Source organism: Agromyces sp. LHK192 (assembly GCF_004006235.1).
GTDB lineage: Bacteria > Actinomycetota > Actinomycetes > Actinomycetales > Microbacteriaceae > Agromyces.
The window spans coordinates 2,913,142-2,938,970 of record NZ_CP034753.1 but is presented as its reverse complement, the minus strand read 5'-3'; the positions used below and the strand labels follow the sequence as shown (position 1 = coordinate 2,938,970).

The 25,829-nt window shown below is 71.4% G+C and carries 19 protein-coding genes, 1 tRNA gene and 2 pseudogenes; 11 read left to right on the top strand and 11 right to left on the bottom strand.

The window, feature by feature from the left end; all coding sequences use genetic code 11:
• Positions 1-11 precede the first annotated feature (11 nt).
• Positions 12-305, bottom strand: a pseudogene (locus ELQ40_RS13305) (galactokinase); the annotation flags it as partial.
• On the opposite strand from ELQ40_RS13305, the pseudogene ELQ40_RS13300 reads away from it, so the two are divergent.
• Positions 305-637, top strand: a pseudogene (locus tag ELQ40_RS13300) (YbaK/EbsC family protein); the annotation flags it as partial. The pseudogenes ELQ40_RS13305 and ELQ40_RS13300 overlap by 1 nt on opposite strands.
• Before the next feature lie 24 nt (positions 638-661).
• Here ELQ40_RS13300 and galK read toward each other — a convergent pair.
• Positions 662-1,852 carry a galactokinase gene (gene galK, locus ELQ40_RS13295; RefSeq protein WP_127794119.1) on the bottom strand — a complete coding sequence of 397 codons (1,191 nt, stop codon included), beginning with the start codon at positions 1,850-1,852 and terminating at the stop codon, positions 662-664.
• The gene (gene galT / locus ELQ40_RS13290; RefSeq protein WP_240665795.1) at positions 1,849-3,006 is read right to left on the bottom strand and encodes a galactose-1-phosphate uridylyltransferase; all 1,158 of its coding nucleotides are present in this window, start codon (positions 3,004-3,006) and stop codon (positions 1,849-1,851) included. The genes galK and galT overlap by 4 nt, the downstream gene beginning before the upstream one ends.
• 83 nt (positions 3,007-3,089) lie before the next feature.
• On the opposite strand from galT, the gene ELQ40_RS13285 reads away from it, so the two are divergent.
• Positions 3,090-3,929: a DeoR/GlpR family DNA-binding transcription regulator gene (locus ELQ40_RS13285; RefSeq protein WP_127794118.1), complete on the top strand. Its 840-nt coding sequence runs from the start codon at positions 3,090-3,092 to the stop codon at positions 3,927-3,929.
• Between the two features lie 54 nt (positions 3,930-3,983).
• Positions 3,984-4,925, top strand: coding sequence for an aldose 1-epimerase family protein (locus ELQ40_RS13280; protein WP_127794117.1), 942 nt, complete (start codon positions 3,984-3,986; stop codon positions 4,923-4,925).
• 132 nt (positions 4,926-5,057) lie between these two features.
• Here the strand turns inward: ELQ40_RS13280 and ELQ40_RS13275 are convergent, their stop codons facing one another.
• On the bottom strand, positions 5,058-6,236 hold the full coding sequence (locus ELQ40_RS13275) for a MarP family serine protease (RefSeq protein WP_127794116.1): 1,179 nt from the start codon (positions 6,234-6,236) through the stop codon (positions 5,058-5,060).
• A gap of 131 nt (positions 6,237-6,367) precedes the next feature.
• Here ELQ40_RS13275 and ELQ40_RS13270 point away from each other — a divergent pair, with 131 nt between their 5' ends.
• The 7 genes from ELQ40_RS13270 to ELQ40_RS19145 all read left to right on the top strand — a co-directional run bounded on the left by ELQ40_RS13270 (position 6,368) and on the right by ELQ40_RS19145 (position 17,036).
• Complete coding sequence (locus ELQ40_RS13270) at positions 6,368-7,417, top strand: LLM class F420-dependent oxidoreductase (RefSeq protein ID WP_127794115.1); 1,050 nt, start codon at positions 6,368-6,370, stop codon at positions 7,415-7,417.
• A 338-nt stretch (positions 7,418-7,755) separates the two neighbouring features.
• Positions 7,756-7,831, top strand: a tRNA-Lys gene (locus tag ELQ40_RS13265).
• A gap of 27 nt (positions 7,832-7,858) precedes the next feature.
• The gene (locus ELQ40_RS13260) at positions 7,859-8,497 is read left to right on the top strand and encodes a DNA-directed RNA polymerase subunit beta (RefSeq protein WP_127794114.1); all 639 of its coding nucleotides are present in this window, start codon (positions 7,859-7,861) and stop codon (positions 8,495-8,497) included.
• A 280-nt stretch (positions 8,498-8,777) separates the two neighbouring features.
• Positions 8,778-9,665: an aminodeoxychorismate lyase gene (locus ELQ40_RS13255; protein ID WP_127794113.1), complete on the top strand. Its 888-nt coding sequence runs from the start codon at positions 8,778-8,780 to the stop codon at positions 9,663-9,665.
• Positions 9,666-9,799: 134 nt separating this feature from the next.
• Positions 9,800-12,217, top strand: a complete 2,418-nt coding sequence (locus ELQ40_RS19160; protein WP_127794112.1) for a helix-turn-helix transcriptional regulator — start codon at positions 9,800-9,802, stop codon at positions 12,215-12,217.
• Between the two features lie 104 nt (positions 12,218-12,321).
• Positions 12,322-14,919: a glycosyl hydrolase family 18 protein gene (locus tag ELQ40_RS13245; RefSeq protein ID WP_205649344.1), complete on the top strand. Its 2,598-nt coding sequence runs from the start codon at positions 12,322-12,324 to the stop codon at positions 14,917-14,919.
• A gap of 233 nt (positions 14,920-15,152) precedes the next feature.
• Positions 15,153-17,036 carry a glycosyl hydrolase family 18 protein gene (locus ELQ40_RS19145; RefSeq protein ID WP_127794111.1) on the top strand — a complete coding sequence of 628 codons (1,884 nt, stop codon included), beginning with the start codon at positions 15,153-15,155 and terminating at the stop codon, positions 17,034-17,036.
• A gap of 150 nt (positions 17,037-17,186) precedes the next feature.
• Here the strand turns inward: ELQ40_RS19145 and pstB are convergent, their stop codons facing one another.
• From pstB to ELQ40_RS19135, 7 genes are all read right to left on the bottom strand, one after another.
• Complete coding sequence (pstB, locus tag ELQ40_RS13235; RefSeq protein ID WP_127794110.1) at positions 17,187-17,966, bottom strand: phosphate ABC transporter ATP-binding protein PstB; 780 nt, start codon at positions 17,964-17,966, stop codon at positions 17,187-17,189.
• Between the two features lie 20 nt (positions 17,967-17,986).
• Positions 17,987-19,090, bottom strand: a complete 1,104-nt coding sequence (gene pstA / locus ELQ40_RS13230) for a phosphate ABC transporter permease PstA (protein ID WP_127794109.1) — start codon at positions 19,088-19,090, stop codon at positions 17,987-17,989.
• The gene (pstC, locus tag ELQ40_RS13225; protein ID WP_127794108.1) at positions 19,090-20,028 is read right to left on the bottom strand and encodes a phosphate ABC transporter permease subunit PstC; all 939 of its coding nucleotides are present in this window, start codon (positions 20,026-20,028) and stop codon (positions 19,090-19,092) included. Before pstC ends, pstA begins: the two co-directional genes overlap by 1 nt.
• 109 nt (positions 20,029-20,137) lie before the next feature.
• Positions 20,138-21,229, bottom strand: a complete 1,092-nt coding sequence (locus ELQ40_RS13220) for a phosphate ABC transporter substrate-binding protein PstS (RefSeq protein WP_127794107.1) — start codon at positions 21,227-21,229, stop codon at positions 20,138-20,140.
• Positions 21,230-21,387: 158 nt separating this feature from the next.
• Complete coding sequence (locus ELQ40_RS13215) at positions 21,388-22,359, bottom strand: NUDIX hydrolase (protein WP_240665794.1); 972 nt, start codon at positions 22,357-22,359, stop codon at positions 21,388-21,390.
• Positions 22,356-24,527, bottom strand: coding sequence for an RNA degradosome polyphosphate kinase (locus ELQ40_RS13210; protein ID WP_127794106.1), 2,172 nt, complete (start codon positions 24,525-24,527; stop codon positions 22,356-22,358). The genes ELQ40_RS13215 and ELQ40_RS13210 overlap by 4 nt, the downstream gene beginning before the upstream one ends.
• A gap of 76 nt (positions 24,528-24,603) precedes the next feature.
• Positions 24,604-25,287 carry a response regulator transcription factor gene (locus ELQ40_RS19135; protein WP_127794105.1) on the bottom strand — a complete coding sequence of 228 codons (684 nt, stop codon included), beginning with the start codon at positions 25,285-25,287 and terminating at the stop codon, positions 24,604-24,606.
• Positions 25,288-25,367: 80 nt separating this feature from the next.
• On the opposite strand from ELQ40_RS19135, the gene ELQ40_RS19130 reads away from it, so the two are divergent.
• Complete coding sequence (locus tag ELQ40_RS19130) at positions 25,368-25,658, top strand: hypothetical protein (RefSeq protein ID WP_127794104.1); 291 nt, start codon at positions 25,368-25,370, stop codon at positions 25,656-25,658.
• Positions 25,659-25,829 lie beyond the last annotated feature (171 nt).

Below are 25,829 nucleotides of genomic sequence, written 5' to 3'. Positions count from 1 at the left end.
CACGCCGGGGCTCAGCGGTCGCGCCGCGCGCCGTCGCTCGGCTGCTCGGTGAAGATCACCGGCTCGCGGTAGCCCGCCGCCGCGAACGCGTCGCGAATCGCCTGCGTGACAGCCGGCACGAGTTCGTCGGCGAGCAGCGCGATGACCGATCCGCCGAAGCCGCCGCCCGTCATGCGGGCGCCGACGGCTCCGTTCGCCTGTGCCGTGGCCGCGGCGAGGTCGATCTCGGGCACGGTGATCTCGAAGTCGTCGCGCATCGACGCGTGCGAGGCATCCAGCAGCGCCCCGATCGCGTTCGGCCCCCGTGTTCCTGCTCGACGACGAGCCGATCCTCGTGCTCACCTCGGGTGCGCACCGGGTCGACACCGAATGGCTCGGCGCCGAGCTCGGGGGCGTCATCCGTCGCGCCTCGAAGGACGACGTGAAGCAGGCGACCGGCCAGGTCATCGGGGGCGTCGCGCCCGTCGGGCACCCTGCCGCGGTGCGGACGTACGTGGACGTCGCGCTCGCCGGGTACGACGAGGTCTGGGCGGCCGCGGGGCACGCGAAGACGGTGTTCCCGACGACGTTCGACGAGCTCGTACGCATCACCGGCGGCACACCGACGGCGGTCGAACCGGGCGAGGCCGCGGCCTGACCGACTCGGCGGGTCCCGGCTCGCTCAGCCGTCCCGGCGAGCCCCCTGCGACGGGGTGACGGTGAACACGGTCGGCGTGCGGTGTCCCGCCGCGGCGAACGCGGCCAGCACGGCCTCGGTGATCGCCGGGACGAGCGCGACGTCGACCAGCGCGATCGCCGATCCGCCGAATCCGCCACCGGTCATCCGGGCCCCCACCGCGCCGCCCGCCTGTGCGGTCGCGACCGCGAGGTCGAGCTCGGGCACCGAGATCTCGAAGTCGTCGCGCATCGACGCGTGCGAGGCGTCCAGCAGCGCGCCGATCGCGTGCGCCCCGCGTTCGCGGAGCGTGCGCACGGTGTCGAGCACGCGCTGGTTCTCGGTCACGATGTGGCGCACGCGCCGGAAGGTCTCGTCGTCGAGGACGCCCTCGGCGCGCGGCAGGTCGTCGAGGTGCACGTCGCGCAGCGACTCGACGCCGAGCGCCCTCGCGCCCTGTTCGCACGACGCCCGTCGGGCCGCGTACCCACCGGTGGCGTGCGCGTGGGCGACGTGGGTGTCGACGACGAGCACCGTCAGCCCCTCCTCGGCGAAGTGCAGCGGGATCACGTCGCTGTCGAGGCTGCGGCAGTCGAGGAACACGCCGGCGTCCGCCTGCGCGAGCAGTGACGCCGATTGGTCGAGGATGCCGGTCGGTGCGCCGACCACGCGGTTCTCGGCGAGCTGCCCGACCTTCGCGAGCGTCGGACGGTCGAGCCCGAGGCCCCAGTGCTCGTTCAGTGCGAGGGCGACCGCGCTCTCGAGCGCGGCCGACGACGAGAGCCCGGCGCCGACGGGGACCTCCGAGGCGATGTGCAGGTCGACGCCGCGCACGTGCGCGAGGTCGGCGCCGAACTGCGCGAGCGCCCAGACCACCCCGAGCGGGTACGCCGACCAGCCGGCGACGGAGTCGGGGGTGATCTCGTCGAGGTGGATCGAGACCTCGTCGGGCGAGAACCCCGACGAGACTCGCACGACCTGGTCGTGCCGGTCGCCGAGCGCGACCGCGGTGCGCCGGTCGAGGCCGAACGGGAACACGAAGCCGTCGTTGTAGTCGGTGTGCTCGCCGATGAGGTTGACGCGGCCCGGCGCGCTCCAGACCCCGGCCGGCCGCCGGCCGTACCGCTGGAGGAATCCGTCCGAAGCTGCCGAGTCGGTGTGGTCGGCGTCGTGCCCGCTCGTGCCCTCGGAGCTCATACGTGGACCCTCTCGATCGCGGCGCGGAGCGCCTCTGCCTGCGCCTCCGGCGTGACGTCGCCGATCCAGGCCCCCATCGCCGCCTCGGAGCCGGCGAGGAACTTCAGCTTGTCGGCAGCCCGCCGCGGGCTCGTGAGCTGCAACGTCAGGCGCACCTCATCGCGTCGCTCGTGCACCGGTGCCTGGTGCCATCCCGCGATGTACGGGGTCGGCGTGTGGTACAGCGCGTCGATGCCGCGCAGCAGTCGCAGGTAGACGCGGGCGAGCTCGTCGCGCTCGTCGAGCGTGGTCTCGGCGAGGTCGGGCACGTGCCGGTGGGGAACCAGGTGCACCTCGATGGGCCAGCGCGCGGCGAACGGCACGAAGGCGCTCCAGTGCTCGCCGCGGATGAGGACGCGCGGGCCGTCGAGCTCACGCGCAATGTGGTCGGCGACCAGCGTCGGGCCGTAGTCGTCGATCGCGTCGAGCAGGCGCTGCGTGCGCGGGGTCACGTACGGGTACGAGTAGATCTGGCCGTGCGGATGCCCGAGGGTCACGCCGATCGCCTCGCCGCGGTTCTCGAAGGGGAAGACCTGCTGCACGCCCGGCAGGGCGGAGAGCTCGGCGGTGCGGTGCGCCCAGGCCTCGATCACGGTGCGGGCGCGTGAGACCGACTGGGTGCCGAAGGAGCCCTCGTGCTCGGGGGAGAAGCAGACGACCTCGCAACGTCCGATCGACGGGAGGCTGCGCTCGATGCCGATCGTGCGGGTCTCGGCGAGGCGGGCGGCCGCCGCGGCCGTGATCGCATCCGCGGAGGCATCCGCCGCGACGTCGTCGGCGAGGCCCGGTCCGAACGACGGCGACTTGTTCTCGAACACCGCGACGTCGTAGACGCTGGGGATCTCCGACGGGTTGCCCGGCGACTGCGGCGAGAGCGGGTCCAGGTGTGCGGGCGGCAGAAACATGCGGTTCTGCCGGTTGGCGGCGATCGAGATCCAGTCGCCGGTGAGCGGGTCCTGCCGCATGTGCGCGGTGGCCGGACGCGGGTCGAGCTCGCGCTCGTCGAGTGCGCGTTCGGGTCCGAGCACGGTGTCGGCATCGTCGAAGTAGATGAGTTCGCGGCCGTCGGCGAGCGATGAGCGTCGCACGGCGATGCGCGGATCCTGCGTGGTCACCCGGCACAGGCTACGCCGCTTTCGTTTCGCAAACAAGTCGGTTGCGTATTGCAAAGCAAGGCTTTCGCAACGACAATGGCCGTATGGCCGAACCGGTGGACGCCGCAGGGCGCAGGGACCTCGCCCTCGCGCTCGTGACCGAGCGCGGTTTCGTCCGCGTCGCCGACCTCGCCGCGGCGTTCGGCGTGACTCCCGTCACCGCGCGGGCCGATCTCGACGCGCTCGAGCGGGCGGGCGGCATCCGGCGGGTCCACGGTGGCGCCGTGCCCGCCGCCCCGACCGGCTCCGCGGCGCGGTCCCTCCTCGACCAGGCGCCCCGGCCCGAGCGGGAACCCACCTTCGAGGAGGCGCTCGCGACCAGCGTCAGCCCGAAGCGCGCGATCGGCGCGGCGGCGGCGGCCATGGTGCGCAGCGGCCAGAGCCTCATCCTCGACGTGGGCACGACCACCCTCCAGGTCGCGAGGGCGTTGCGCGCCCGCACCGACCTCGAGGACGTCACGATCTTCACCAACGGGCTCTCCATCGCGCTCGAGCTCGAGCCCGAGATCCCGCGCTTCACCGTCGTCGTGACCGGCGGCACGCTGCGTCCGAAGCAGCACTCGCTCGTGCATCCGCTCGCCGGCTCCATGCTCGACGAGGTGCACGTCGACCTCGCGATCATCGGATGCAACGGCGTCGATGCCACCCTCGGCGTCACGAACGCGAACCTTCCGGAGGCGCAGGTCAAGGCGCTCATGCTCCGATCGGCGGCCCGCGCCGTCGTCGTCGCCGACGCCGCGAAGCTCGGCGAGGTCCATCTCGGGCGGATCGCACCCGTCGACGCCTTCGGCCTCCTGATCACGGATACCGCAGCGCCCGACGTGCTCGTCGAGGAACTCGAGGAGCGCGGACTCACGGTCCGGCTCGCCGGCCGCGACGCCTGAGCGATCCCGGCGCGCGCGATTCCGGCCGCGGCGATCCCTCTAGGATTGGGTGCCATGACGCTGCCCACTGGCGAACAGTTCGACCTCGAGACCACCACCGCGAGCGGCGAACTCCGCGCGACCATCACGGCCGTCGCCGCCGCGATCCGCACCCTCACCATCGACGGCGTCGACCTCGTGCCGCCGTACGCCGAGGACCGCACTCCGCCGTCGGGCGCCGGCATCGTGCTCGTGCCGTGGCCCAACCGCATCCGCGACGGTCGATGGACCGACGAGTCCGGCGAGGTGCACCAGCTCGCGATCACCGAACCGAAGCTCGACAACGCGATCCATGGACTGCTGCGCTACGCCGAGTACCGGGTCGTCGAGCGCGAACGCGACTCGGTGACCCTGGCGGCGACCGTGTACCCCCAACTCGGCTACCCGTACACGCTGGGCACCGCCGTCAAGTACGAACTCGTCGCGGACGGGCTGAAGGTCACCCACTACCTCGAGAACCAGGGCGGCGAGGCCGCGCCCGTCGCCGTCGGCACCCACCCGTTCGTCAAGATCGGCGGCGTGTCCACCGACGACCTCGTGCTGCGCCTCGACGCGTCCAGCCACATCGAGGTCGACGACCGTCTGCTCCCGACGGGAGAGGTGCCCGTCGACGGTACCGGATTCGACTTCCGCGAGGGGCGCCGCGTGGGCGACGTGCAGCTCGACGATGCGTTCGGCGAGCTCGCGGCCGACGACGACGGCATCATCGAGCACACCCTCACGGCACCCGACGGCCGTGAGGTCGCCGTCTGGGCCGAGGAGGAGTTCGGGTACGTGCAGGTGTACACGACGCGCGAGTTCCCCGGCGAGGACGGACAGCAGGCGATCGCCGTCGAACCGATGACGGCGCCGGCCGAGGCGTTCAACTCCGGCCGCGGCCTCCGGCTGCTCGACCCGGGCGAGGAGTGGCGCGCGAGCTGGGGCATCCGCTTCCGGGGATTCACCGCCGCCGAGTAGCGGCGGCGGCGCGACGCGGGTCTCGCTCGAAGTCCGGAGCATCGCGCGTAGTTCGGAGCCTTCCCGCGGAAACCTCCGAGGTTCGTGCGTTCATCCGAACCTCGTGAGGGGTGCGGCGGCGGTCGCGCGGCTTCAGCCCGCGCAGGAGCCCGAGTCCACCGGGTCGGCGAGGCCCGGTGACGCGGCGGCGAGCGGTGCGAGCGTCGCCAGCGGCACGGCGTAGCCGACGTTGTCGACCTGCTCGCTGCGGGCGAAGACCACGCCCGCGACTTCGCCGTCGAGGTTCAGCACCGGCCCGCCCGAATTGCCGTGGTCGACCTGGGCCGCGATCGTCGTGACGTCGCGGGTCGAACGCTCGCCGTCCTCGATGATCGTGAGCGCGCCGGTCGACATCACCTCGGCGGGACGGAGCTGGAACGGCCCGCCGAACGGATACCCGGCGACGGCCGATGCCGTTCCGGGAGGCGCTTCGGCGGCCAGCGGGATGGGATCCGCATCGAGGCCGGGCACCGCGATCACCGCGAGGTCGACGTCGGGCAGCCACGCGACGACGCTCCCCGCGCGCGCACCGCCGCCGGGCACCTCGATCAGGGGTTCGTCGACTCCCGCGACGACGTGCGCGTTCGTGACCACGCGGTCGTCGGCGACGACGAAGCCCGACCCGGACATGGTGCTTCCGCACTCGAAGGCCGTGCCCGTGATCCGCACGACCGACGCCGACGCGACCGCGAGCTCGGGGTCGTCCACCGACACCTGCGGCAGGTCGGGGGCCACCGTCGGCCCGCCGAGCACCTCGCCGATCCAGGGGAGTGCGCCGCCGACGGCCGCCGTGCGGACCTCGGCCATGAACGCCTTCGCCGGGGTCGGCGTCAGCTGGTCGATGCCGCGGACCACCCACGAGCCGGCGACCGCGGGCGACAGCACCGGGACGCCGAGCGTCGCGACGCCGGATGCCACGAGCCCGATCACGAACGCCGAGACGAGCAGGTTGCCCACCGCACCGAGGAGCCGGTCGACGACCCCGAGCTTGACGGCGTCGGCACCCCTGCGAAGCGCCCGTCCGACCACGGCTCCGAGCGATGCGCCGACCGAGAGCAGCACGACCGCCGTCGCGGTCGCCGCGGCCACCCGCCACTCGGGCGCAGGCACGAACGAGGCGACCCACGGCATCAGGAAGAACGCGGCGATGCCGCCGGCGACGAGGCCGGCGAGCCCCGCCGCGGTGCGCAGGATCCCCGCGCGGTAGCCGTTGACGAGCGCACCGACGAGCAGCACGACGAGCGCGATGTCGAGCAGCAGGCTCCAACCCATGGCACCACCCTCTCGCATCCGGCTGGGACGACGCCCAGACCGCTCCCGCGACCGGGATCGATCGCGCTCGCCGATCGGTTAGGGTCGGAAGCGCTCGCGCGCCGGCGCGATGCCGCACGATGAGGAGTGACATGCGCGTCGGGATGTTCCTGAACTATGCGGGCGGGTTCCGCGAAGCCGCCGACGAGGTCGCCGAGCTCGAGGCATCCGGCATCGACCTGGTCGTCGTACCCGAGGCGTACTCGTTCGACGCGGTCAGCCAATTGGGCTTCCTCGCCGCCCGAACCGAGCGGATGACCCTCATGTCGGGCATCCTGCAGCTCTACACGCGCACCCCCACGCTCACCGCGATGACCGCGGCAGGGCTCGACTTCGTCTCCGGGGGCCGGTTCGAGCTCGGCGTCGGCGCCTCCGGGCCGCAGGTCATCGAGGGATTCCACGGCGTCCGCTACGACGCACCGCTCGGCCGCACGCGCGAGCTCATCGAGATCTGCCGTCAGGTCTGGCGCCGCGAGCCGGTCGTGCACGACGGCCGGCACTACCGGATCCCGCTGCCCGAGGGCGAGGGCACCGGCCTCGGCAAGCCGCTCAAGCTCATCAACCACCCCGTGCGCGACCGGATCCCCGTGACCGTCGCCGCCCTCGGCCCGAAGTCCGTCGAGCAGACCGCGGAGATCGCCGACGGCTGGCTGCCGATGTTCTTCCACCCCGAGCGCGCGGCCGGCGTCTGGGGCGACGCGCTCGCCGCGGGCGGTGGCCGTCGCGACCCGGCGCTGGGAGCCCTCGACGTGTTCGCGAACCCGGCGCTCGCGATCAGCGAACGTCCGGAACTCGTCGAGCGTGCGATCGCCGCGGTCAAGCCGAACCTGGCGCTCTACGTGGGCGGCATGGGGGCCCGCGGCAAGAACTTCTACAACGACCTCGTGGCCGGCTACGGGTTCGCCGACGACGCACGCGTCATCCAGGACCTCTACCTGGAGGGACGCAAGGCGGAGGCGATCGCCGCCGTACCCGACGACCTCGTCCGCGCGATCTCGCTGATCGGCTCGGCAGCGGAGGTCGCCGACCGGGTCGCGGCGTTCCGCGAGGCCGGGGTGACCACGCTCGCGGTCACGCCGCTGGCCGAGGCATCCGCCGATCGCATCGCGCTCATGGCGGGGCTCCGCCGGATCGCCGACTGAGCGGCGGAACCGGACGAACACCCCGTGAACGCGGGGTAACGGATCGGCATTCAGGTCTGGCGTCCGGCGCCGTCGTCGCCTACGGTGAATGCACCGCACATCGCTGTGCGGAAGGGGATCCTGGGGAGGAGCCGCCGTGACGGGAGCCGTCGATCGAGAACAGGGGATCGGCGGGAGCGCCCGCCTCCACGGTTCCGGACGGCTCCCGTCGGGCGGTGTCCCGGCCGCCTGATCAGGACGCGGTCCGGCCCGCGATCCGTCGGATCGCCCACCCCGTCGTCACCCCGGCGGCAGCGCGTTCGTTCCGCCCGCCGTGCGCATGGAAGAATCGACGTCGAGCCCCTCTAGCTCAGTTGGTAGAGCAGCGGACTTTTAATCCGCGGGTCGTCAGTTCGAGCCTGACGGGGGGCACCATCGGGCCGCCGGGGTATCCTGTCGCGAATGGCCGCCGATTTCCACCGTCCGACGAGGTTCCCGCCCGGGATGTTCGACGCGATCCAGGGCGGCGACGACCCCGCCGCCCTCAGCCGCATCGCGCACGACACCGCCGCAGCCCTGCTCTCGAGGGTGCGCGCCGACCCTGACCCGGAGGTCGTGCGCCGACTCGTCTCCTACGCCGACACGCACGGCATCGACACCATCGCCGAACTCTGGGCGAACTCGTCGCCGAGGAGCCTGCCCGGAGCCCTCTGGCGCATCTACCTCCTGCGCACCCTCATCCGCCAGGACGCGACCGGCACCGGACTCGCATTCCAGCGCGGCACCGAGGTGTCGCACACGATCGACCAGGTCGTCGCGGGTGCCGCGATCCCGACCGGCCCCGACGAGGTCCGCGACCTCGCCGACACCATCCTGCACGGGGTGTTCGCGGGCGACTTCGCCGTCGCGCTCGACCGGGCGGCCGCCTTCTGCCGGGTCACCGCCGCCGGATACGCCGACCTCGCCGACGACGCGGATGCCTCGGACGCCGTGAACCCCGACCGCCCCGCGGAGCTCACCCGCCGGGCGCTGCGGCTGACCGAACTGGCCGACGAACTGTCGTCGTGCGCCCGCCTCTGGCGACACGACTCGCTCGACTGAATCGTCGCCGCGGCCCGGGAATAGGTCCGGGGTCGACTCCGTTAGACTCTTTCGTGCCGGGCCGCAGTAACCCCGGGCTCCAAATCTCGCCGCTTCGAGCGGCCTCGCGCCGAGAGGCGTTTCTGCGGCCCGGTATCTTCATGTCCGCGGTCTTCATGTCCGCGGTTCGGAGCGGGCTGGGCTGCACCTTCCGCCGAGAGGCGTTTCTGCGGCCCGGTATCTTCATGTCCGCCCTCCCCGCAGTGGACGACGGCATCCGCCGAGCACGTACGATCGAGGCATGCCCGCGACCGTGACGCTGCTCATCGAACCGCTGCCCGCCGATGCATCCGTCGACGACCTGGAGCGCACGTTCCGCGAGGTCGACCAGGCCGAGCCGGCGCTGCGGGTCGGCGAGCTGTCGACGCAGCGCGGCGACGGCATCTTCGAGACGATCGGCGTCGTCGACGGGCACGCGCAGGAGGTGCGTCCCCACCTCGAGCGGCTGCGCAACTCCGCGCGCATCTGCGACCTGCCCGAACCGAACCTCGTGCAGTGGGAGGCGGCGATCGCGACCGCGCTCGCACGGATCCCGGCGACCGGGGAGTTCGGCATCAAGCTGGTGCTCAGCAGGGGTGTCGAGCACGGGCCGGCGCCGACCGCGTGGCTCGCCGCGTCGCCGGTCGCCGATCAGTCGGGCCCGCGCGAGCAGGGCATCCGGGCGGTGACGCTCGATCGCGGATACGACCGCGGGGCAGCCGAGCGCGCCCCGTGGCTCCTGCTCGGCGCGAAGACGCTCTCGTACGCGGTCAACATGGCGGCGATCCGGGAGGCGAAGCGCCGCGGGGCCGACGACGCCGTGTTCGTCTCCGCCGACGGCTACGTGATGGAGGGGCCGACGTCGAGCGTGATCCTGCGCCGCGGCGGCGTGTACTCGACACCCGCGCCATCGGGCGCGATCCTGCACGGCACGACCCAGCAGAGTCTCTTCGAGCACCTGGCGGCCATCGGTGGACAGGTCGAATACCGCGACATCCCGGTGGCCGACCTTCGTTCGGCGGATGCCGCGTGGCTGGTGTCGAGCGTGCGACTCGCTGCGGGCATCACGGCCCTCGACGACCGGCCGATGCCGTACGACGCGGCGGAGACGGCTGCGTTCAACGCCTACCTGCTGACGCCCCGCGACTGACTCGCGCGGCGTTCGGGCTCCGGCTTGCCCCGTCAACGGGGGCTTGCGTGAACGTCGGGCGAATGGTCTAGGTCGGCTTTGTAAAGTTTGCTAACATATTCGCACGCCACGTCGATGAAGCGAGCGGAGTCAGCATGAGCACTGCAGAGTCACGTTCCACATCGAAGGTCGCCCGCCCGACCCGCGACAGCGACGCGGTCGAGGGAACCGTGCAGATCCTCGAGCTCCTCGCCCGACACGACCTGGTCGTGGTGCCGCACATCGCGGCTCGGATCGGCCTCGCCGTCGCCGGTGATGCCGAAGCCGTCCTCGAGACGGCCAGGGCGCTCCGGCCGAGCCAGCGACTCGGCCGGACCGCCCTGCCCGACCCGCTCCCCGTCGTACCCGCGATCGCACGTGCGCTCGACGGGCAGGCGGGCGAACTCGCGGACTGGGAACGCCGGGTCCTGCTCACGGCCGCGGTCTCGGTCGGTGACCGCACCGACGTGCTGCTCGCGGCGGCCGACTGCTCGATCGCCGACCTCCTCGACGGGCAGGTCAGCCGTCACCTGCTTCTCGTCGCGGGCCACTTCACCTTCGCCGACCCGCGTATGCGGATCTGGGTGCACGGGCGGGCGACGCTGGCCGAACGCACGGACGTGCACGCCGCGCTGGCCGCCGCGCACCACGAGATCGGCGACGGCGACGACGCCGTCTGGCATCGGGCGCTCTCGACCCTCGAAGGCGACCCGCAGCTCGTGGAGCCGTTGCTCGCGATCGCCGCGGCCGCCGACGCGATCGGCGAGCCCGAGCGCGCGCATGCCGTGGCCCGTGAGGCGGCGAGCCATGCGCGAGGCCGGGCGCGAGGCGCGGCGCTCTGCCTCACCGGCATCGCCGCACTGCACCTCGGCATCGTCGACGAGGCCGTCGAGCGACTCGCGGAGGCGCTCGACTCCGACGACCCGGCGGTCGAGCTGCCCGCACTGCCGGCATTCGTCCACGCGGTCGGGATCGCGACCGGACAGGTGCCCGACGATGCGCTCGACCTCCGGCTCCACGCCGCCGCGCAGACCGACTCCGTCGACCGGTTGCGCGCGCTCGCCCACGCCGTCGCCATCGCGGCGTGCCTGCATGCCGAATGGGGTGAGGCCGTCGCAGCGCGTCGCCGGCTCGCCGATCTCGCGCGGCTCGTGCGAGCCGCAGACGCGGTCGGAGCAGTGGGTGGGGCGCGCACGGGCGGACCGACGGATGCCGCGAGTGCGGCCCTCGGGTCGGCGGGTACCGCCTGGAGCTCGGCCCGCGGGTGGTGCGCCGTGTTCGGCATCTCACCGGATCCGTCGGACGACCTCGGACCGATGCCGGCCGACGGCCGGCCGCTCGCCGAGGTGCGCACGCTGACCGAGTCCCTCGAACTCGCGTTCGCGGGGGAGACGGATGCCGCGCTGCGACGCCTGCGCGACCGGCTCGGCAGCGAACGCGACGGCGACGTGCGCTCACCGCTCGCGCGCGCCTGCCGCGAGGTCGTCGCCGCCGTCGTCCGGCTATGGGCCGGAGCGGTGGACTGCGCGGCGGAGGGGCTCGCACGCGCAGCGGCCGACCTGCCGGTCGGGTTGGCGTTCGGCGGGTTCGGCGCCGCGCTCGCCCGCCGACTCGACCTGCTCGCGGACGGCACCGTCGGCGTGCTCGCCGCCGCGATCGACGATGCGAACCCCGCATCGGGTTCGGTCCCCCGGCGCGTGGCCGAACAGGTCGACCGTGCACTCATCGCGTTCGTCGACGGACGCCCGATCGAGGCGCGTGCGCTCCTCGCCCTCGCGGGGGAGCGCCGGCGTTCCATCGACGGCGGCATCCTGTACCTCACCGACGTCGACGAGGTCGCCGGCGCCGAGCCGGGCGTGGCCGGGGTCGAGCGACTGCCCGCGGACGCCGTCGCCGCTCGCGTCGCACGGGCTCGGATCCGACGTGTCGTGTCTGCGGGCAGCGCCACCGAGCTCACCGGGCTCGCCGAGGAGGTACGGGCGATCGCGTCGCCGTATGAACGCGGCCGTGCGGAGCTCCTGCTCGGCGAGGCCTGCGTGGCCGCGGGGGCGACGGGAGCGGCCCTCCGCCACCTCGTGCTGGCCGAGGGGTTATTCCGCGAGAGCGGCGTCGGGCCGTGGCAGCGCATCGTGACGCGCCGGCTCCACGAACTGCCGCGAGAGCCCGCCCCGGCCGCTGCCGGCCCGCAACCCGTCCGGCAGTCGTCCACCCGGCCGGACGGGTCGGGGGCGTCGGCCGCGCCGGGCGCCGGACCCGCACCGCTCGAGGCCGCCGAGGCATCCGACCCGCTGCGCCGATGCCGCGAACGGTGGGCCGACCTGCTCACCGAACGCGAGCTGGAGGTCGCGATGCTGGTCGCGAGGGGCGCCTCGAACCGGGAAGCCGCGGGCGAGCTGTTCGTGTCGGTGCGCACCGTCGAGGTGCACGTGGGGCGGGTGTTCACGAAGCTCGGCGTGCACTCGCGCGTCGAGCTCGCGGTGCTCGCACACCGAGGCACGCCCGCCGGGATCCATGGAGCCGCGCCGCGTACGTAGTCCTGCGTATGCGTGGATGTGCGGACGCGCAGCCGCGGGGGCCGTCGTTAGGTTCTCAGGTGCCGTGCGCAGCCGCGCCGGCTCTCACTGGACGAAGGACTCCCATGCGACCGACAGGCAAGCTGCGTCACCGACTCCGCGTCGGTGCCGTCGCCCTCGGGCTCGCGGTGCTCGGGACGGCGCTCGTGCCGCTCGCAGCAGCGAACGCCGCCCCCGACTGCGCCACGCCGTGGAACGCGACGACCGTGTACACCGGAGGCCAGGCGGTCTCCTACGACGGCTCGAACTACTCCGCCAAGTGGTGGACCCAGAACGACGTGCCCGGCGCGGAGCAGTGGGGTCCGTGGGCCTCGCAGGGCGCCTGCGGCACCACGACGCCGCCCACGACACCGCCGGCCACGACCCGCCGGCCACGACCCCGCCGGCCACCGAGCCCCCGCCACGACGCCGCCGGCGACGACGCCCCGGCCACCGAGCCGCCCGCGACCGGCACCCCCTGGACGAGCAACCCCGACGAGAAGTGCCGCCCCGACGGGTTGTACCAGACCCCCGGCGTGGACGTGCCCTACTGCACGATCTACGACGAGCAGGGCCGTGAGAAGCTGCCCAACGGTCTCGAGCACCGGGTGATCGGCTACTTCACCAACTGGCGCACCGGCGCGAACGGCCAGCCGCGCTACCTCGCGAACGACATCCCGTGGAAGCAGCTCAGCCACATCAACTACGCGTTCGCCCACATCGACGGGCAGGGCAAGGTCTCGGTCAACCAGACCGTCGCGGGCAACGCGTCCACGGACATGACCTGGCCCGGCGTCGCCGGCGCCGAGATGGACCCGGCGCTGCCCTATAAGGGCCACTTCAACCTGCTCACGAAGTACAAGAAGCAGAACCCCGGCGTCAAGGCGCTCGTCTCGGTCGGCGGCTGGGCCGAGACCGGAGGACACTTCGACGGGTCCGGCGCTCGCGTCGCCGACGGCGGCTTCTACACGCTGACGGATTCGCAGGCCAAGATCGACGCATTCGCCGAGTCGGCGGTGTCGTTCATCCGCACCTACGGGTTCGACGGCGTCGACATCGACTACGAGTACGCCAACAGCAACGGCAAGGCGGGCAGCCCCGACGACTTCTCGTTCTCGGAGCCGCGTCGGGCCAAGTTGTGGGCCGGCTACGAGTCGCTCATGAAGACCCTGCGCGAGAAGCTCGACCGCGCGGGTGCGGCCGACGGCACCCACTACCTGCTCACCGTCGCGGCACCGGCATCCGGCTGGCTGCTGCGCGGCGCGGAGGTCTACCAGGTGACGCCGTACCTCGACTACGTCAACATCATGAGCTACGACCTGCACGGGTCGTGGAACGACTACGTGGGCGGCAACGGTCCGCTGTTCGACGACGGCAAGGACCCCGAGCTCGCCGCGGGCGGCGTCTACGGTGCCTACAGCAACATCGGGTACCTGAACACCGACTGGGCGTACCACTACTTCCGCGGCGCGATGCCGGCGGGCCGCATCAACCTCGGCGTGCCCTTCTACACGCGCGGTTGGGACGACGTGCAGGGCGGCACCAACGGCCTGTACGGCAAGGCGCCCCTCGCCGACCAGGCGAAGTGCCCGCCGGGCACCGGTCCGACGATCGGCGGCACGTCGAAGTGCGGCAACGGCGCCACGGGCATCAACAACCTGTGGCACGACCTCGACAAGACCGGCGCGGAGGTGGGCGCCGGTGCGAACCCGATCTGGCACGTGCTGAACCTGCAGAAGGGCGTCGTGGGCGACTACACCGCCTCGTACGGCGCCCCGACCACCATCACGGGCACGTACACGCACCACTTCGACCAGACCACGAAGACCGAGTGGTGGTGGAATGCCTCGACGAAGACCTTCCTCTCCGGCGACTCGGACCAGGCGATCACGGCGAAGGCGGACTACATCGCCGACAACGGGATCGGCGGTGCGATGATCTGGGAGCTCGCGGGCGACTACGAGTACAACGCGCAGAAGGGGCAGTACGAGATGGGCTCGACGCTCGTCGGGCTCCTGCACGACACGCTCGCGGCCTCGCAGCCGTACGACGCGACGAAGGCCAACGTGGCGATGCCGACGAAGGCGATCGACCTCGGCGTGGAGTACACCGAGTTCGCGTTGGGCGACAACAACTACCCGATCAACCCGCGGGTCACGTTCGTCAACAACTCCGACACCGCGATCCCGGCCGGCTCCACGATCACGTTCGACACGGCGACCAGCGACACCGGCGCGATGGGCGAGCAGAACGGCTGGGGCATCACGAAGGTCTCGAGCGACCACACCGGCAGCAACGTCGGCGGTCTCAAGGGCGACTTCCACACGTACACGCTGAAGGTGCCGTCAGGCGGGATCCCCGCGAACGGCAGCGCGTACACCAAGTTGTCGTGGCGGCTCCCGATGACCGAGATCTCGAACCTCCGCGTGAAGGTCGGGTCCGAGACGTACGCGGCGCTGCACGACCTGCCGCGAGGTGCCACGGTCGTCGAGCCCTCGACGGGGTCGGGCGGCGGCACCGGCGGCGGCACCGGCACGTGCACGGCGACCGCCTGGAGCGCGACCGCGGTCTACACGGGCGGCGCGAAGGTGTCGTACGGCGGCTCGACGTACACCGCGAAGTGGTGGACGCAGGGCGACCAGCCGGGTTCGGCGGCGGTCTGGGGCGACCCGGTGACCTGCTGACGCCGGCATGAACCGCACCGGGGGCCGCTGACGCGGCGCTCGGGCACGACGGGCGGGGATCCTCGGATCCCCGCCCGTACGTGCTTCCACGTACGCGGCCGGATGCCGATCATGTGGTTCCCGCGGACGCCGCAGCCGACCCCGGCTTCCTAGCGTGGGGACGTCCACGGGTGCACCGCACCCCGTTCCTCCAAGGGTGAACGACACGTCACCCCGACCACGAAGGCATGTGCATGCAGAAGACACCACCGAGGCGCGGCATCCGTCGCGTGCTCGCGGCCATCGCGACCGGCGCACTCGTCGCCGGACTCGCCGGCATGGGCGCGGCGAGCGCCCAGGCCGCCGAGCCGGAGGCGCCCAGCGGCGTCAACGGCTACCGGAACGTCGGCTACTTCGCCCAGTGGGGCGTCTACGGCCGCGACTACAAGCTCAAGCAGCTCGAGACCTCGGGCGCCGCGGCGGACCTCACCCACATCAACTACGCGTTCGGCAACATCCACCACCAGACGCTCAAGTGCTTCATCGCCAACAAGGCCCAGGGCACGGGCCCCAACGGCTCGGACGGCGCCGGCGACGCGTGGGCCGACTTCGGCATGGGCTACACCGCGGCCAACTCGGTCGGCGGCGTCGCCGACACCTGGGACCAGCCGCTCGCCGGATCGTTCAACCAGTTGAAGCAGCTCAAGCAGAAGCACCCGAACCTCAAGGTCATGCTGTCGATCGGCGGCTGGACCTGGTCGAAGAACTTCTCGAAGGCGGCGGCGACGGATGCCACGCGCAAGGCGTTCGTGTCGAGCTGCATCGACCTCTACATCAAGGGCAACCTGCCCGTGATCGACGGACGCGGTGGCGCCGGCGCCGCGGCGGGCGTCTTCGACGGCATCGACATCGACTGGGAGTGGCCGGGCTCGAACGACGGCGAGGTCGGCAACCACGTCGATCCGGTCAACGACAAGGGCAACTTCAAGCTGCTGCTCAAGGAGTTCCGCACCCAGCTCGACGCCTACGGCGCGACGACCGGCAAGGACTACCAGCTCTCGGCGTTCCTGCCCGCGAGCCCGTCGGTGATCGACGCCGGGGGCTGGAACGACCCCGAGCTGTTCCAGTACCTCGACTTCGGCAACGTCCAGGGGTACGACCTGCACGGCGCGTGGAACCCGTCGCTGACGGGGCACCAGATCAACCTCTACGACGACCCGGCCGACACGCGCTCGGCGTCGCAGCAGTTCAGCGTCGACAAGGCGGTCAAGAAGTACCTCACCGCGGGGATCGCGCCCAAGCAGCTCGGTCTCGGCCTCGCGGCCTACGGCCGCGGCTGGAAGTCGAGCTCGCAGGCGCCCTGGGGCGCGGCGACCGGTGCCGCTGCGGGCACCTGGGAGGCCGGCATCGAGGACTACTCGAAGCTGAAGAACGTCGGCACCGGCTACCACGACGCCGCGGTCGGGGCCTCCTGGCGCTTCGACGGCACCAACTGGTGGTCGATCGACGACCCGAAGACGATCGCGCTGAAGAAGGACTACATCGTCTCGAAGGGCCTCGGCGGCGGCATGTGGTGGGAGCTCGACGGCGACCGTGAGGGCGAGCTCGTCGGCCTCCTCGCCGACGGCCTGCGCGCGGCGCCGACGGGTCCTGCGACCGACCCGACGAACCCGACGGATCCGACCGACCCCACGGACCCGACCGACCCGACCGACCCGACCGACCCGACGGGTTGCACGGCGGCCGCGTGGACGGCCTCGGGCACCTACACGGGCGGTGCGAAGGTCTCGCACGACGGCTCCGAGTACGCGGCGAAGTGGTGGACGCAGGGCGAGACGCCCGGTTCCGCCGCGGTCTGGGCGCTCATCGGCCCGTGCGCGACCGACCCGACGGACCCGACGGACCCGACGGACCCGACGGACCCGACCGACCCGACCGACCCGACCGACCCGACGGACCCGACCGACCCGACCGACCCTGGCACCTGCTCGACGGCCGCGTGGAACGCGTCGACGGCCTACAGCGGCGGCGCGACGGTGAGCCACCAGGGCTCGGTCTACAAGGCCAAGTGGTGGACGCAGAACAACGTCCCCGGTGCCGAGCAGTGGGGACCGTGGGCGCTGCAGGGCGCATGCTGATCGCCTGACGCACTGATCGGCGCCGCCTGACCGCGACGCCGATCCCGAGAGACACGGATGCCCCGGAGCACGAGCTCCGGGGCATCCGTTCGTCTCCGCCGTGCGGGCCGCTGGCCGGGGCGACCCTGCCGGCGCGACCCGGTCGGCGGATCAGCCGAAGCGGCCGGAGACGTAGTCCTCGGTCGCCTGCACCGACGGGTTCGAGAAGATCGTGGTCGTGTCGGCGTACTCGATCAGCTTGCCGGGCTTGCCGGTGCCGGCGATGTTGAAGAACGCGGTGCGGTCGCTCACTCGCGACGCCTGCTGCATGTTGTGGGTCACGATCACGATCGTGTACTCCTGCTTGAGCTCCTCGATGAGGTCCTCGATGGCGAGCGTCGAGATCGGGTCGAGCGCCGAGCAGGGCTCGTCCATCAGGATGACCTCGGGGGAGACCGCGATGGCTCGTGCGATGCACAGGCGCTGCTGCTGGCCGCCCGACAGGCCCGAGCCGGGTCGGTCGAGCCGGTCCTTGACCTCGTTCCAGAGGTTCGCCCCGCGCAGCGACTTCTCGGTGAGCTCGTCGGCCTCCGACTTCGACATCCGGCGGTTGTTCAGACGCGCCCCCGCGAGCACGTTGTCCTTGATCGACATCGTGGGGAACGGGTTGGGCCGCTGGAAGACCATGCCGACCTGACGGCGCACGAGCACCGGGTCGACGCCCGGGCCGTAGAGGTCGTTGCCGTCGATGAGGACCTCGCCCTCGACCCGCGCGCCCGGGATGACCTCGTGCATGCGGTTCAGGGTGCGGAGGAAGGTCGACTTGCCGCAGCCCGACGGCCCGATGAAGGCGGTGACGCTGCGGGGCTCGATGTCGAGGGACACGCCCTCGACTGCGAGGAACTTCGAGTAGTAGACGTTGAGGTCGTTGACTTCGATGCGCTTGGACACGGGTTTCCTTTACTGCCGGCTCAACGGCCGAACTTGGGCGCGAAGTACCGCGCGACGAGGCGCGCGATGAGGTTCAGCGCCATGACGATGAGGATCAGGGTGAGCGCACCGGCCCACGCGCGGTCGAGGTACGCCTCGGCCGGGTTGCCCTGGTTGGCGTACTGCGTGTAGACGAACACCGGCAGCGACTGCATGCGGCCGTCGAAGAGGTTGTAATTCATGCTCTGCGTGAAGCCGGCGGCGATGAGCAGCGGCGCGGTCTCGCCGATGACCCGGGCGATCGAGAGCATGACCCCGGTCGTGATGCCGGCGATCGAGGTCGGCAGCACGACCTTGACGATCGTGAGCCACTTCGGCACGCCGAGGGCGAGGGAGGCCTCGCGGAGCTCCATGGGCACGAGGCGGAGCATCTCCTCGCTCGACCGCACGACGACGGGGATCATGAGGACCGCCAATGCGACGGCGCCGGCGATGCCCAGGCGCACGCCCGGACCGAAGATGAGCGCGAACAGCGCGTAGGCGAACAGGCCGGCCACGATCGACGGGATGCCGGTCATCACGTCGACCAGGAACGTGATGCCGCGCGCGATCTTGCCGCGACCGTACTCGACGAGGTAGATCGAGGTCATCAGGCCGATCGGGATCGAGATGAGCGCGGCCGTGCCGGTCATCAGCAACGTTCCCATGATCGCGTGCAGCGCGCCGCCGCCCTCGCCGGTGACGTTGCGCATCGACATCGTGAAGAAGTCGGCGTCGAAGCGGGCGAGCCCGAGGCTGACGACGGTCACGGTCACCGAGATGAGCGGGATCATCGCGAGCAGGAACGCGCCGGTCACGAGCGCGGTGACGAGGCGGTCGGTCGCCCGGCGGCGACCCTCGACGACGGACGAGAAGATCCACACGATCGGCACGTACAGCACGGCGCCGAGGAGGATCATGCCGACCCAGTTGAACTCGCCGGAACCGGCTGCGATCACGCCGAACAGCACGGCGGAGACGGCGAGCGTGGCGGCGAGCATGTACCAGGGCGCACCGGTCGGCAGGCGTCCGGCGGTCAAGGAGTTCGAGATGGGGGCGGCGGCGGGCTTCCGGCCGGTCTCGGGCGGAGTCGTGGTGACGGTCATCAGTTCGCTCCCGAGAATTCCTTGCGGCGGTCGACGATCCAGCGCGCGATCGCGTTCACCGCGAAGGTGACGATGAAGAGGATGAGGCCGGTGGCGATGAGCACGTTGACGTTCAGCGCGTACGCCTCGGGGAAGCTCAGCGCGATGTTCGCGGCGATCGTCGTGGGGTTGACGGAGGTCAGGAGCTCGAACGTGATCACGTGCGAGGCCGAGAGCACCATCGCGACGGCCATGGTCTCGCCGAGCGCGCGGCCGAGTCCGAGCACCGAGGCCGAGATGATGCCGGGGCGGCCGAACGGCAGCACCGCCATCCGGATCATCTCCCAGCGGGTGGCGCCGAGCGCGAGCGCGGCCTCCTCGTGCAGCACCGGCGTCTGCAGGAAGACCTCGCGGCAGATCGCGGTCATGATCGGGAGCACCATCACGGCGAGCACGACCGCCGCGGTGAGGATGGTGCGGCCCGTCGCGGTGACGTCCCCGGCGAAGAGCGGGATCCAGCCCAGGTTCTCGTTGAGCCAGGCGTAGAAGGGCACGATCGCCGGCGCCAGCACGCCGATGCCCCAGAGGCCGAAGACGACCGAGGGCACAGCGGCGAGCAGGTCGACGACGTAGCCGAGCACCGACGCGAGCCGCCGCGGTGCGTAGTGCGAGATGAACAGCGCGATGCCGATGGAGACCGGCACCGCCATGAGCAGCGCGAGTGCGGCTGCCCAGATGGTGCCGAATACCAGCGGGCCGACGTACTCCCAGAAGTTGGTGGGCAGGATCGACGCGTCCTCGTTCGTGGCGAAGAGCGCGGGGATCGACTGCACGACGAGGAAGATCGCGACCGCGGCGAGCGTCACGAGGATCATCGAGCCGGCGAACAGCGCCGACCGCGAGAAGACGAGGTCACCGAGGCGCATCTTCGCCTTGATCGGTGCGGGAGCGGTGCTCATCTGGTCGGGTTTCCTCGGTTCGTCGGTGCTGCTGGAGCTCGGTGGGTGGTACGGGTCGGTGCCCGGACCCGGGCTCCGTCGCGGAGCACCGGGCCGGGCACCTGCCTGCTTACTTGATGGAGTCGATCGCCGCCACGACCTGCTCGCGCAGCGTGTCGGAGATCGGGGCCGAACCGGCGTCGGTCGCCGCGGCGTCCTGGCCCTCGGCGCTGGCGATGTACGAGAGGTACGACTTCACGAGCTCGACGTTGTCGGGCTCGGCGTACTCCTGGCAGGCGATGAGGTAGCTCACGAGGACGATCGGGTAGACGCCGGCCTCGGTCGAGGTGCGGTCGATCTCGATCGCCAGGTCGCCGGCGGCACGGCCCTCGGCGAGCGGCGAGGCGTCGACGATGGCTGCGGCGGCCTCGGGCGAGTACTGGACGAACTCGTCGCCGACCTGGATCGCGACGGTGCCGAGGTCGCCGGCGCGCGACGCGTCGGCGTAGCCGATGGTGCCGGTGCCGTTGGTGACTGCGTCGACCAGGCCCGAGGTGCCCTGTGCGGCCTCGCCGCCCTCGATCGGCCAGACGCCGTCGGCCTCGTGGGTCCAGACGTCGGGAGCGGTCGCACCGAGGTACTCGGTGAAGTTCTCGGTCGTGCCCGAGTCGTCCGAGCGGTGGACCGGCGTGATCGCGGTGGCAGGGAGCTCGACGCCCTCGTTCAGCGCGACGATCGCGGGATCGTTCCACGTGGTGATCGTGCCGGCGAAGATGCCCGCGACGGTCGCGGCGTCGAGGTTGAGCGAGTCGACGCCCTCGAGGTTGAAGATCACCGCGATCGGCGAGATGTACAGCGGCAGCTCGACGATGTCGGTGTCGGGGGCGCACTTCGCGAAGCCGCCCTCGGCGAGCTCCTCGTCGTTGAACGCACGGTCCGAGCCGGCGAAGTCGCTGGCGCCCTCGAGGAACGTCTCGCGGCCTGCGCCCGACCCCGAGGGGTCGTAGTCGATCGTGACTTCGGGGTTCGCGGTCTGGAACGCGGCGATCCACGCCTGCTGCGCGCTGTCCTGCGACGACGCGCCGGCGCCGACGAGGTTGCCCGAGAGGGACGAGGCCGACTCCTCGGTGGTGGCGCCCGACTCGTTGGAGGCGCAGGAGCTGAGCGCGAGCACAGCTGCGGTGGCGATGACGGCAGGCACGCCGAAACGCTTGAGGTTCACGTGATTCCCTTCCGGGGTCCGATTGCAGGTTGCGGGCCGGTGCTCGGCCCGACTGCGACGCTAAGCGGCTCGAGTGACGAGCTTGCGCTAGGACGGTGAACGGAAGGTGAACGGAGGTGAACGAGCGGATGCCCCGGGTCGGGTGCCCTGGGAGGTGCTCAGGCGGTGCGCGACATCCGGAGGGTCGGCGCCGGGTGCGTCTCGACGGCGACGATGCCCGAGCTCGGGTTCGTCGCCGAGACGTGCACGACGCTGAAGGCACCCGGTTCGAGCGCGGCGGCGTCGTCGATGTAGGCGCCGAACGGCGTCGCCGTCGCGAGGGCGAGCTCCCGGAGGATTCCGGGCAGCACCGGGCCGTGGCTGCACAGCACGGCGGGCTTGCCGACCCTGACGCGCTTGCCGACGACACGGCGCACCTCGTCGTCGCCGGATTCCCAGGCTTCCTGGCTGATGCCGTCGTCGCGCCTGATGCGCAGTCCCGTCGCCGCGGCGAGCGGCGTCACCGTGGTGACGCATCGCACCGCGGAACTCGACACGATGCGTCGGGGCCCCCAGGCCGTGAGGGTCTCGACGAGGGCGGCAGCCTGCGCCACGCCGGTCGCCGAGAGCGGCCGGCCGGGATCGGCGCCCTCCCAGCCCGAGCGCGACACCGCCTTTCCGTGCCGCACCACGAGCAACGGGAACGTGGTCGTCACGGTCTCGTCGACGAGCCTCGCGAACGCGTCGAGGATCGCGACGTCGGGCTCGTAGCTCAGGTACGAGCGCGCCCGCTTGACGGTCACCCACTCGACCGCCGCGATCTCGGCGTTCGGCCGGAACGTCGAGCGCTGCACGGCCTGCTCGCTCACCTCGGCCGCCCAGTAGTGCACGACCTTGTCGCGGCCGCTCGGCATCGTGTAGCGCGACTCGCCGAGAGGGACCCCCAGTGCGATCGCGAGGCCCGTCTCCTCGGCGATCTCGCGGACCGCGGTCTGCGGCAGCGTCTCGCCGGGGTCGACCTTGCCCTTGGGGATCGTGACGTCGCCGTAGGCGGTGCGGTGCACGACGAGCACGTGCACACGTCCCTCGATGAGCCGCCAGCACAATGCCCCGGCGGCGAAGACCGCCTCCTCGACCACCGCGCGGCTCATCGCCGCTTCCCGGGTCGGCTGCGATGGGCGACGCGGCGCATCAGGGACTCCTGCAGGTCGAGCAGCGGATGCCCCTCCGCGTCGCTCGAGTGCCTCGTCCAGGTCCCGTCGCCGGCGAGGTGCCACGAAGCCGTTCCCTCATCGAGGGCGAGGTCGAAGTTCGCCTCGATCTCGTCGAGGTGGTCGGGGTCGGTGAGGCGCACGAGCGCCTCGACCCGGCGGTCGAGGTTGCGGTGCATCATGTCGGCGGAGCCGATGTACACCTGCGGGTCGCCGTTGTTCGCGAACGCGAAGATCCGGGAGTGCTCGAGGTACCGCCCGAGGATGGAGCGGACGCGGATGTTCTCGCTGAGTCCCTCGACCCCCGGCCGGAGGCTGCAGATGCCGCGCACCCAGACCTCGACGGGCACGCCCGCGTTCGACGCGCGGTACAGCGCGTCGATGATCGCCTCGTCCACCATCGAGTTCACCTTGATGCGGATGCCGCTCGGCTTGCCGGCCTCGGCGTTGCGGGTCTCCGCCGAGATGAGCTTCAGCAGGCCCTTGCGCAGGTGGAGCGGCGCCACGAGGAGTCGCTTGAACTTCTTCTCGATGGCGTACCCGGACAGCTCGTTGAACAGGCGGGTGAGGTCCTTGCCGACCTGGTCGTCGGCCGTGAGCAGGCCGAGATCCTCGTAGATGCGGCTCGTCTTCGGGTTGTAGTTGCCCGTGCCGATGTGGCTGTAGTGGCGGAGCTGCCCGCGCTCCTGGCGGATCACGAGCGCGAGCTTGCAGTGCGTCTTGAGGCCGACGAGCCCGTACACGACGTGCACGCCCGCCTTCTCGAGCTTGCGCGCCCAGGTGATGTTCGCGGCCTCGTCGAAGCGGGCCTTGATCTCGACGAGCGCGAGCACCTGCTTGCCCGATTCGGCGGCATCGATCAACGCCTCGACGATGGGGCTGTCGCCCGAAGTGCGGTACAGGGTCTGCTTGATGGCGAGCACGTTCGGGTCTGCCGCGGCCTGCTCGAGGAACGCCTGCACGCTGGTGGCGAACGACTCGTACGGGTGGTGCAGCAGCACGTCCTTGCGCGAGACCGCCTCGAAGACGTCGACCGACCGGTTGGGCTCCGTCGGCATCAGCTGCGCGTTCGTCGTCGGCACCTGCGTCGAGTAGTGCAGCTCCGGGCGGTCGATCCTCGACAGGTCGAACAGTCCGCCGAGGTCGAGCGGCGCCGGCAGGCGGTAGACCTCCTGGTCGGAGATGTCGAGCTCGCGCACGAGGAGGCCGAGCGTGAGGTCGTCCATGTCATCGGTCACCTCGAGCCGGATCGGCGGTCCGAATCGGCGCCGCAGCAGTTCCTTCTCGAGGGCCTTGATCAGGTTCTCGGTCTCGTCCTCCTCGATCTCGACGTCTTCGTTGCGGGTGACGCGGAAGACGTGGTGGTCGAGGATCTCCATGCCGGGGAAGAGGTCGCCGAGGTGGTTGGCGATCAGCTCCTCGAGCGCGATGTACCTCGCGTCGTCGGCGTGCTCGGTCGCGCTCACCTGCACGAATCGCGGCAGCATCTGCGGGACCTTGACGCGCGCGAACTCCTGCCGGCCCGTGCGGCTGTTGCGCACGCGGACGGCGAGGTTCAGCGAGAGGCCGGAGATGTAGGGGAACGGGTGTGCGGGATCGACCGCGAGCGGCATCAGGACGGGGAAGATCTGCGCGCCGAAGTACTCGCGCAGGTGGGCGTGCTCGGTCTCTCCCAGCTCGCTCCATCGCACGACGTGGATGCCCGCCTCGGCGAGTGCCGGCCGCACCAGCTCCTGGTACGCCAGCGCGTGGCGTTCCTGCAGGACGTGGGCCTTCCGGGAGATGTCGGCCAGGACGTCGATCGGCGCACGCCCGACGTTGGTCGGGACGGCGAGGCCGGTCATGATGCGTCGCTTGAGGCCCGCGACGCGCACCATGAAGAACTCGTCGAGGTTGGAGGCGAAGATCGCGAGGAAGTTCGCACGCTCGAGCACGGGCAGCCGCGGATCCTCGGCGAGTTCGAGCACGCGCTGGTTGAACGCCAGCCAGCTCAGCTCGCGGTCGAGGTAGCGTTCGGCGGGGAGTTCGGGTGCACCCTCGAGGTCGAACGGCTCGAAGTCGTCGTCGAAGTCGCTCGCGGTGCGGTCGTCGTCGAGGGTGTCGGTCATCCCCACATCATGCCACCGGCCCGTGATGGGGGTGTTGCCGACGGGGCAACCGCTCGTGACGATCCGGTGCGGTCGGTCAGCGGACCGCGGGCGTCTGCTCGTCCTCCTCGTGGACGTTGAAGCGGTATCCGACGTTGCGCACCGTGCCGATGAGGCTCTCGAGGTCGCCGAGCTTCGCGCGGAGGCGTCGCACGTGCACGTCGACCGTGCGCGTGCCGCCGAAGTAGTCGTAGCCCCAGACCTCGCTGAGCAACTGCTCGCGGGTGAACACCCGCGACGGGTGCGCCGCGAGGAAGCGGAGCAGCTCGAACTCCTTGTACGTGAGGTCGAGCGGGCGCCCGTGGACCTTGGCCGAGTAGCTGGCCTCGTCGATGACCACTCCCGAGGTCTGGATGCGCTCGGACGGCTGCGCCGATTGCGCGCGGCCGATGGCGAGGCGGATGCGCGCGTCGATCTCGGCGGGGCCGGCGTGCTCGAGCACGACGTCGTCGACGCCCCAGTCGGGGGAGACGGCGGTGAGCCCGCCCTCGGTGACGATGAGGATGAGCGGGGCGGACAGGCCCGTGGTCCGCAGGATCTGTGCGAGCGCCTTCGCGCCGGCGAGGTTCGTCCGCGCGTCGAGGAAGAGGAGATCGGACTCCGGTGCGCGCACCAACTGCTCCGGTGACGCCGGGATGACCCGGGTCCGGTGAGTCAGAAGCGACAGAGCCGGGAGGACGTCTTCGTCAGCCGCCGGCGACAGGATCAACAGCTGCGCCACGCACACCCTCCAGTAGTAAGGTGCGGTCAATACTACGGGACGGCGGACCGCCGTCCACGCACGGCAGGCTGGAGGCCCCGATGACACGCTCGGCGGGCGCGGCGATCTCGATCGGCGCGGTGTGGGTGCTGGCGCTGGCCGGATGCCTCGTCGTCGTGGTCGGTGCGGCCGCCGACGGTGGTGCGGACCCGATGGCGGCCTACGGCCGCCTCGGCTTCGTGCTCGGCCTCGCGGTGCTGGCGGCGCTCGTCGCGCAGTTGGCGACGCGGCGGCCCGAGGGGTTCGTCGCGCGGGTGAGCTGGTCGGTCGCCGGAGCGCTCGGGATCGGCGCGCTCGCCGCGCTGGTGCTCGTGCCGCTCGTCGTGACCTGACCGCGGCGGTGCGGGCGGGGCCGGCGCGCTCGCGACCGCGGCGGTGCGGGCGGGGCCGGCGCGCTCGCGACCGCGGCGGTGCGGGGTAGACTCGCACCATGTCTGAGCTGCTCGCCCTCGAACTCTTCTTCCTCGGTCTGCTGGGGCTCGCGGGCGTCGCGATCGCCTGGG

Excerpts from the sequence above, each read along its gene's own strand:
- ELQ40_RS13285 (WP_127794118.1), top strand. The coding sequence starts at position 3,090 with ATGGCCGAACCGGTGGACGCCGCAGGGCGCAGGGACCTCGCCCTCGCG.
- ELQ40_RS19160 (WP_127794112.1), top strand. The coding sequence starts at position 9,800 with ATGAGCACTGCAGAGTCACGTTCCACATCGAAGGTCGCCCGCCCGACC.
- ELQ40_RS13260 (WP_127794114.1), top strand. The coding sequence starts at position 7,859 with ATGGCCGCCGATTTCCACCGTCCGACGAGGTTCCCGCCCGGGATGTTC.
- ELQ40_RS19145 (WP_127794111.1), top strand. The coding sequence starts at position 15,153 with ATGCAGAAGACACCACCGAGGCGCGGCATCCGTCGCGTGCTCGCGGCC.
- ELQ40_RS19130 (WP_127794104.1), top strand. The coding sequence starts at position 25,368 with ATGACACGCTCGGCGGGCGCGGCGATCTCGATCGGCGCGGTGTGGGTG.
- ELQ40_RS13245 (WP_205649344.1), top strand. The coding sequence starts at position 12,322 with ATGCGACCGACAGGCAAGCTGCGTCACCGACTCCGCGTCGGTGCCGTC.
- ELQ40_RS13215 (WP_240665794.1), bottom strand. The coding sequence starts at position 22,359 with ATGAGCCGCGCGGTGGTCGAGGAGGCGGTCTTCGCCGCCGGGGCATTG.
- ELQ40_RS13270 (WP_127794115.1), top strand. The coding sequence starts at position 6,368 with ATGCGCGTCGGGATGTTCCTGAACTATGCGGGCGGGTTCCGCGAAGCC.
- ELQ40_RS13255 (WP_127794113.1), top strand. The coding sequence starts at position 8,778 with ATGCCCGCGACCGTGACGCTGCTCATCGAACCGCTGCCCGCCGATGCA.
- pstC (WP_127794108.1), bottom strand. The coding sequence starts at position 20,028 with ATGAGCACCGCTCCCGCACCGATCAAGGCGAAGATGCGCCTCGGTGAC.
- ELQ40_RS13275 (WP_127794116.1), bottom strand. The coding sequence starts at position 6,236 with ATGGGTTGGAGCCTGCTGCTCGACATCGCGCTCGTCGTGCTGCTCGTC.
- ELQ40_RS13280 (WP_127794117.1), top strand. The coding sequence starts at position 3,984 with ATGACGCTGCCCACTGGCGAACAGTTCGACCTCGAGACCACCACCGCG.
- ELQ40_RS13210 (WP_127794106.1), bottom strand. The coding sequence starts at position 24,527 with ATGACCGACACCCTCGACGACGACCGCACCGCGAGCGACTTCGACGAC.
- galK (WP_127794119.1), bottom strand. The coding sequence starts at position 1,852 with ATGAGCTCCGAGGGCACGAGCGGGCACGACGCCGACCACACCGACTCG.
- pstA (WP_127794109.1), bottom strand. The coding sequence starts at position 19,090 with ATGACCGTCACCACGACTCCGCCCGAGACCGGCCGGAAGCCCGCCGCC.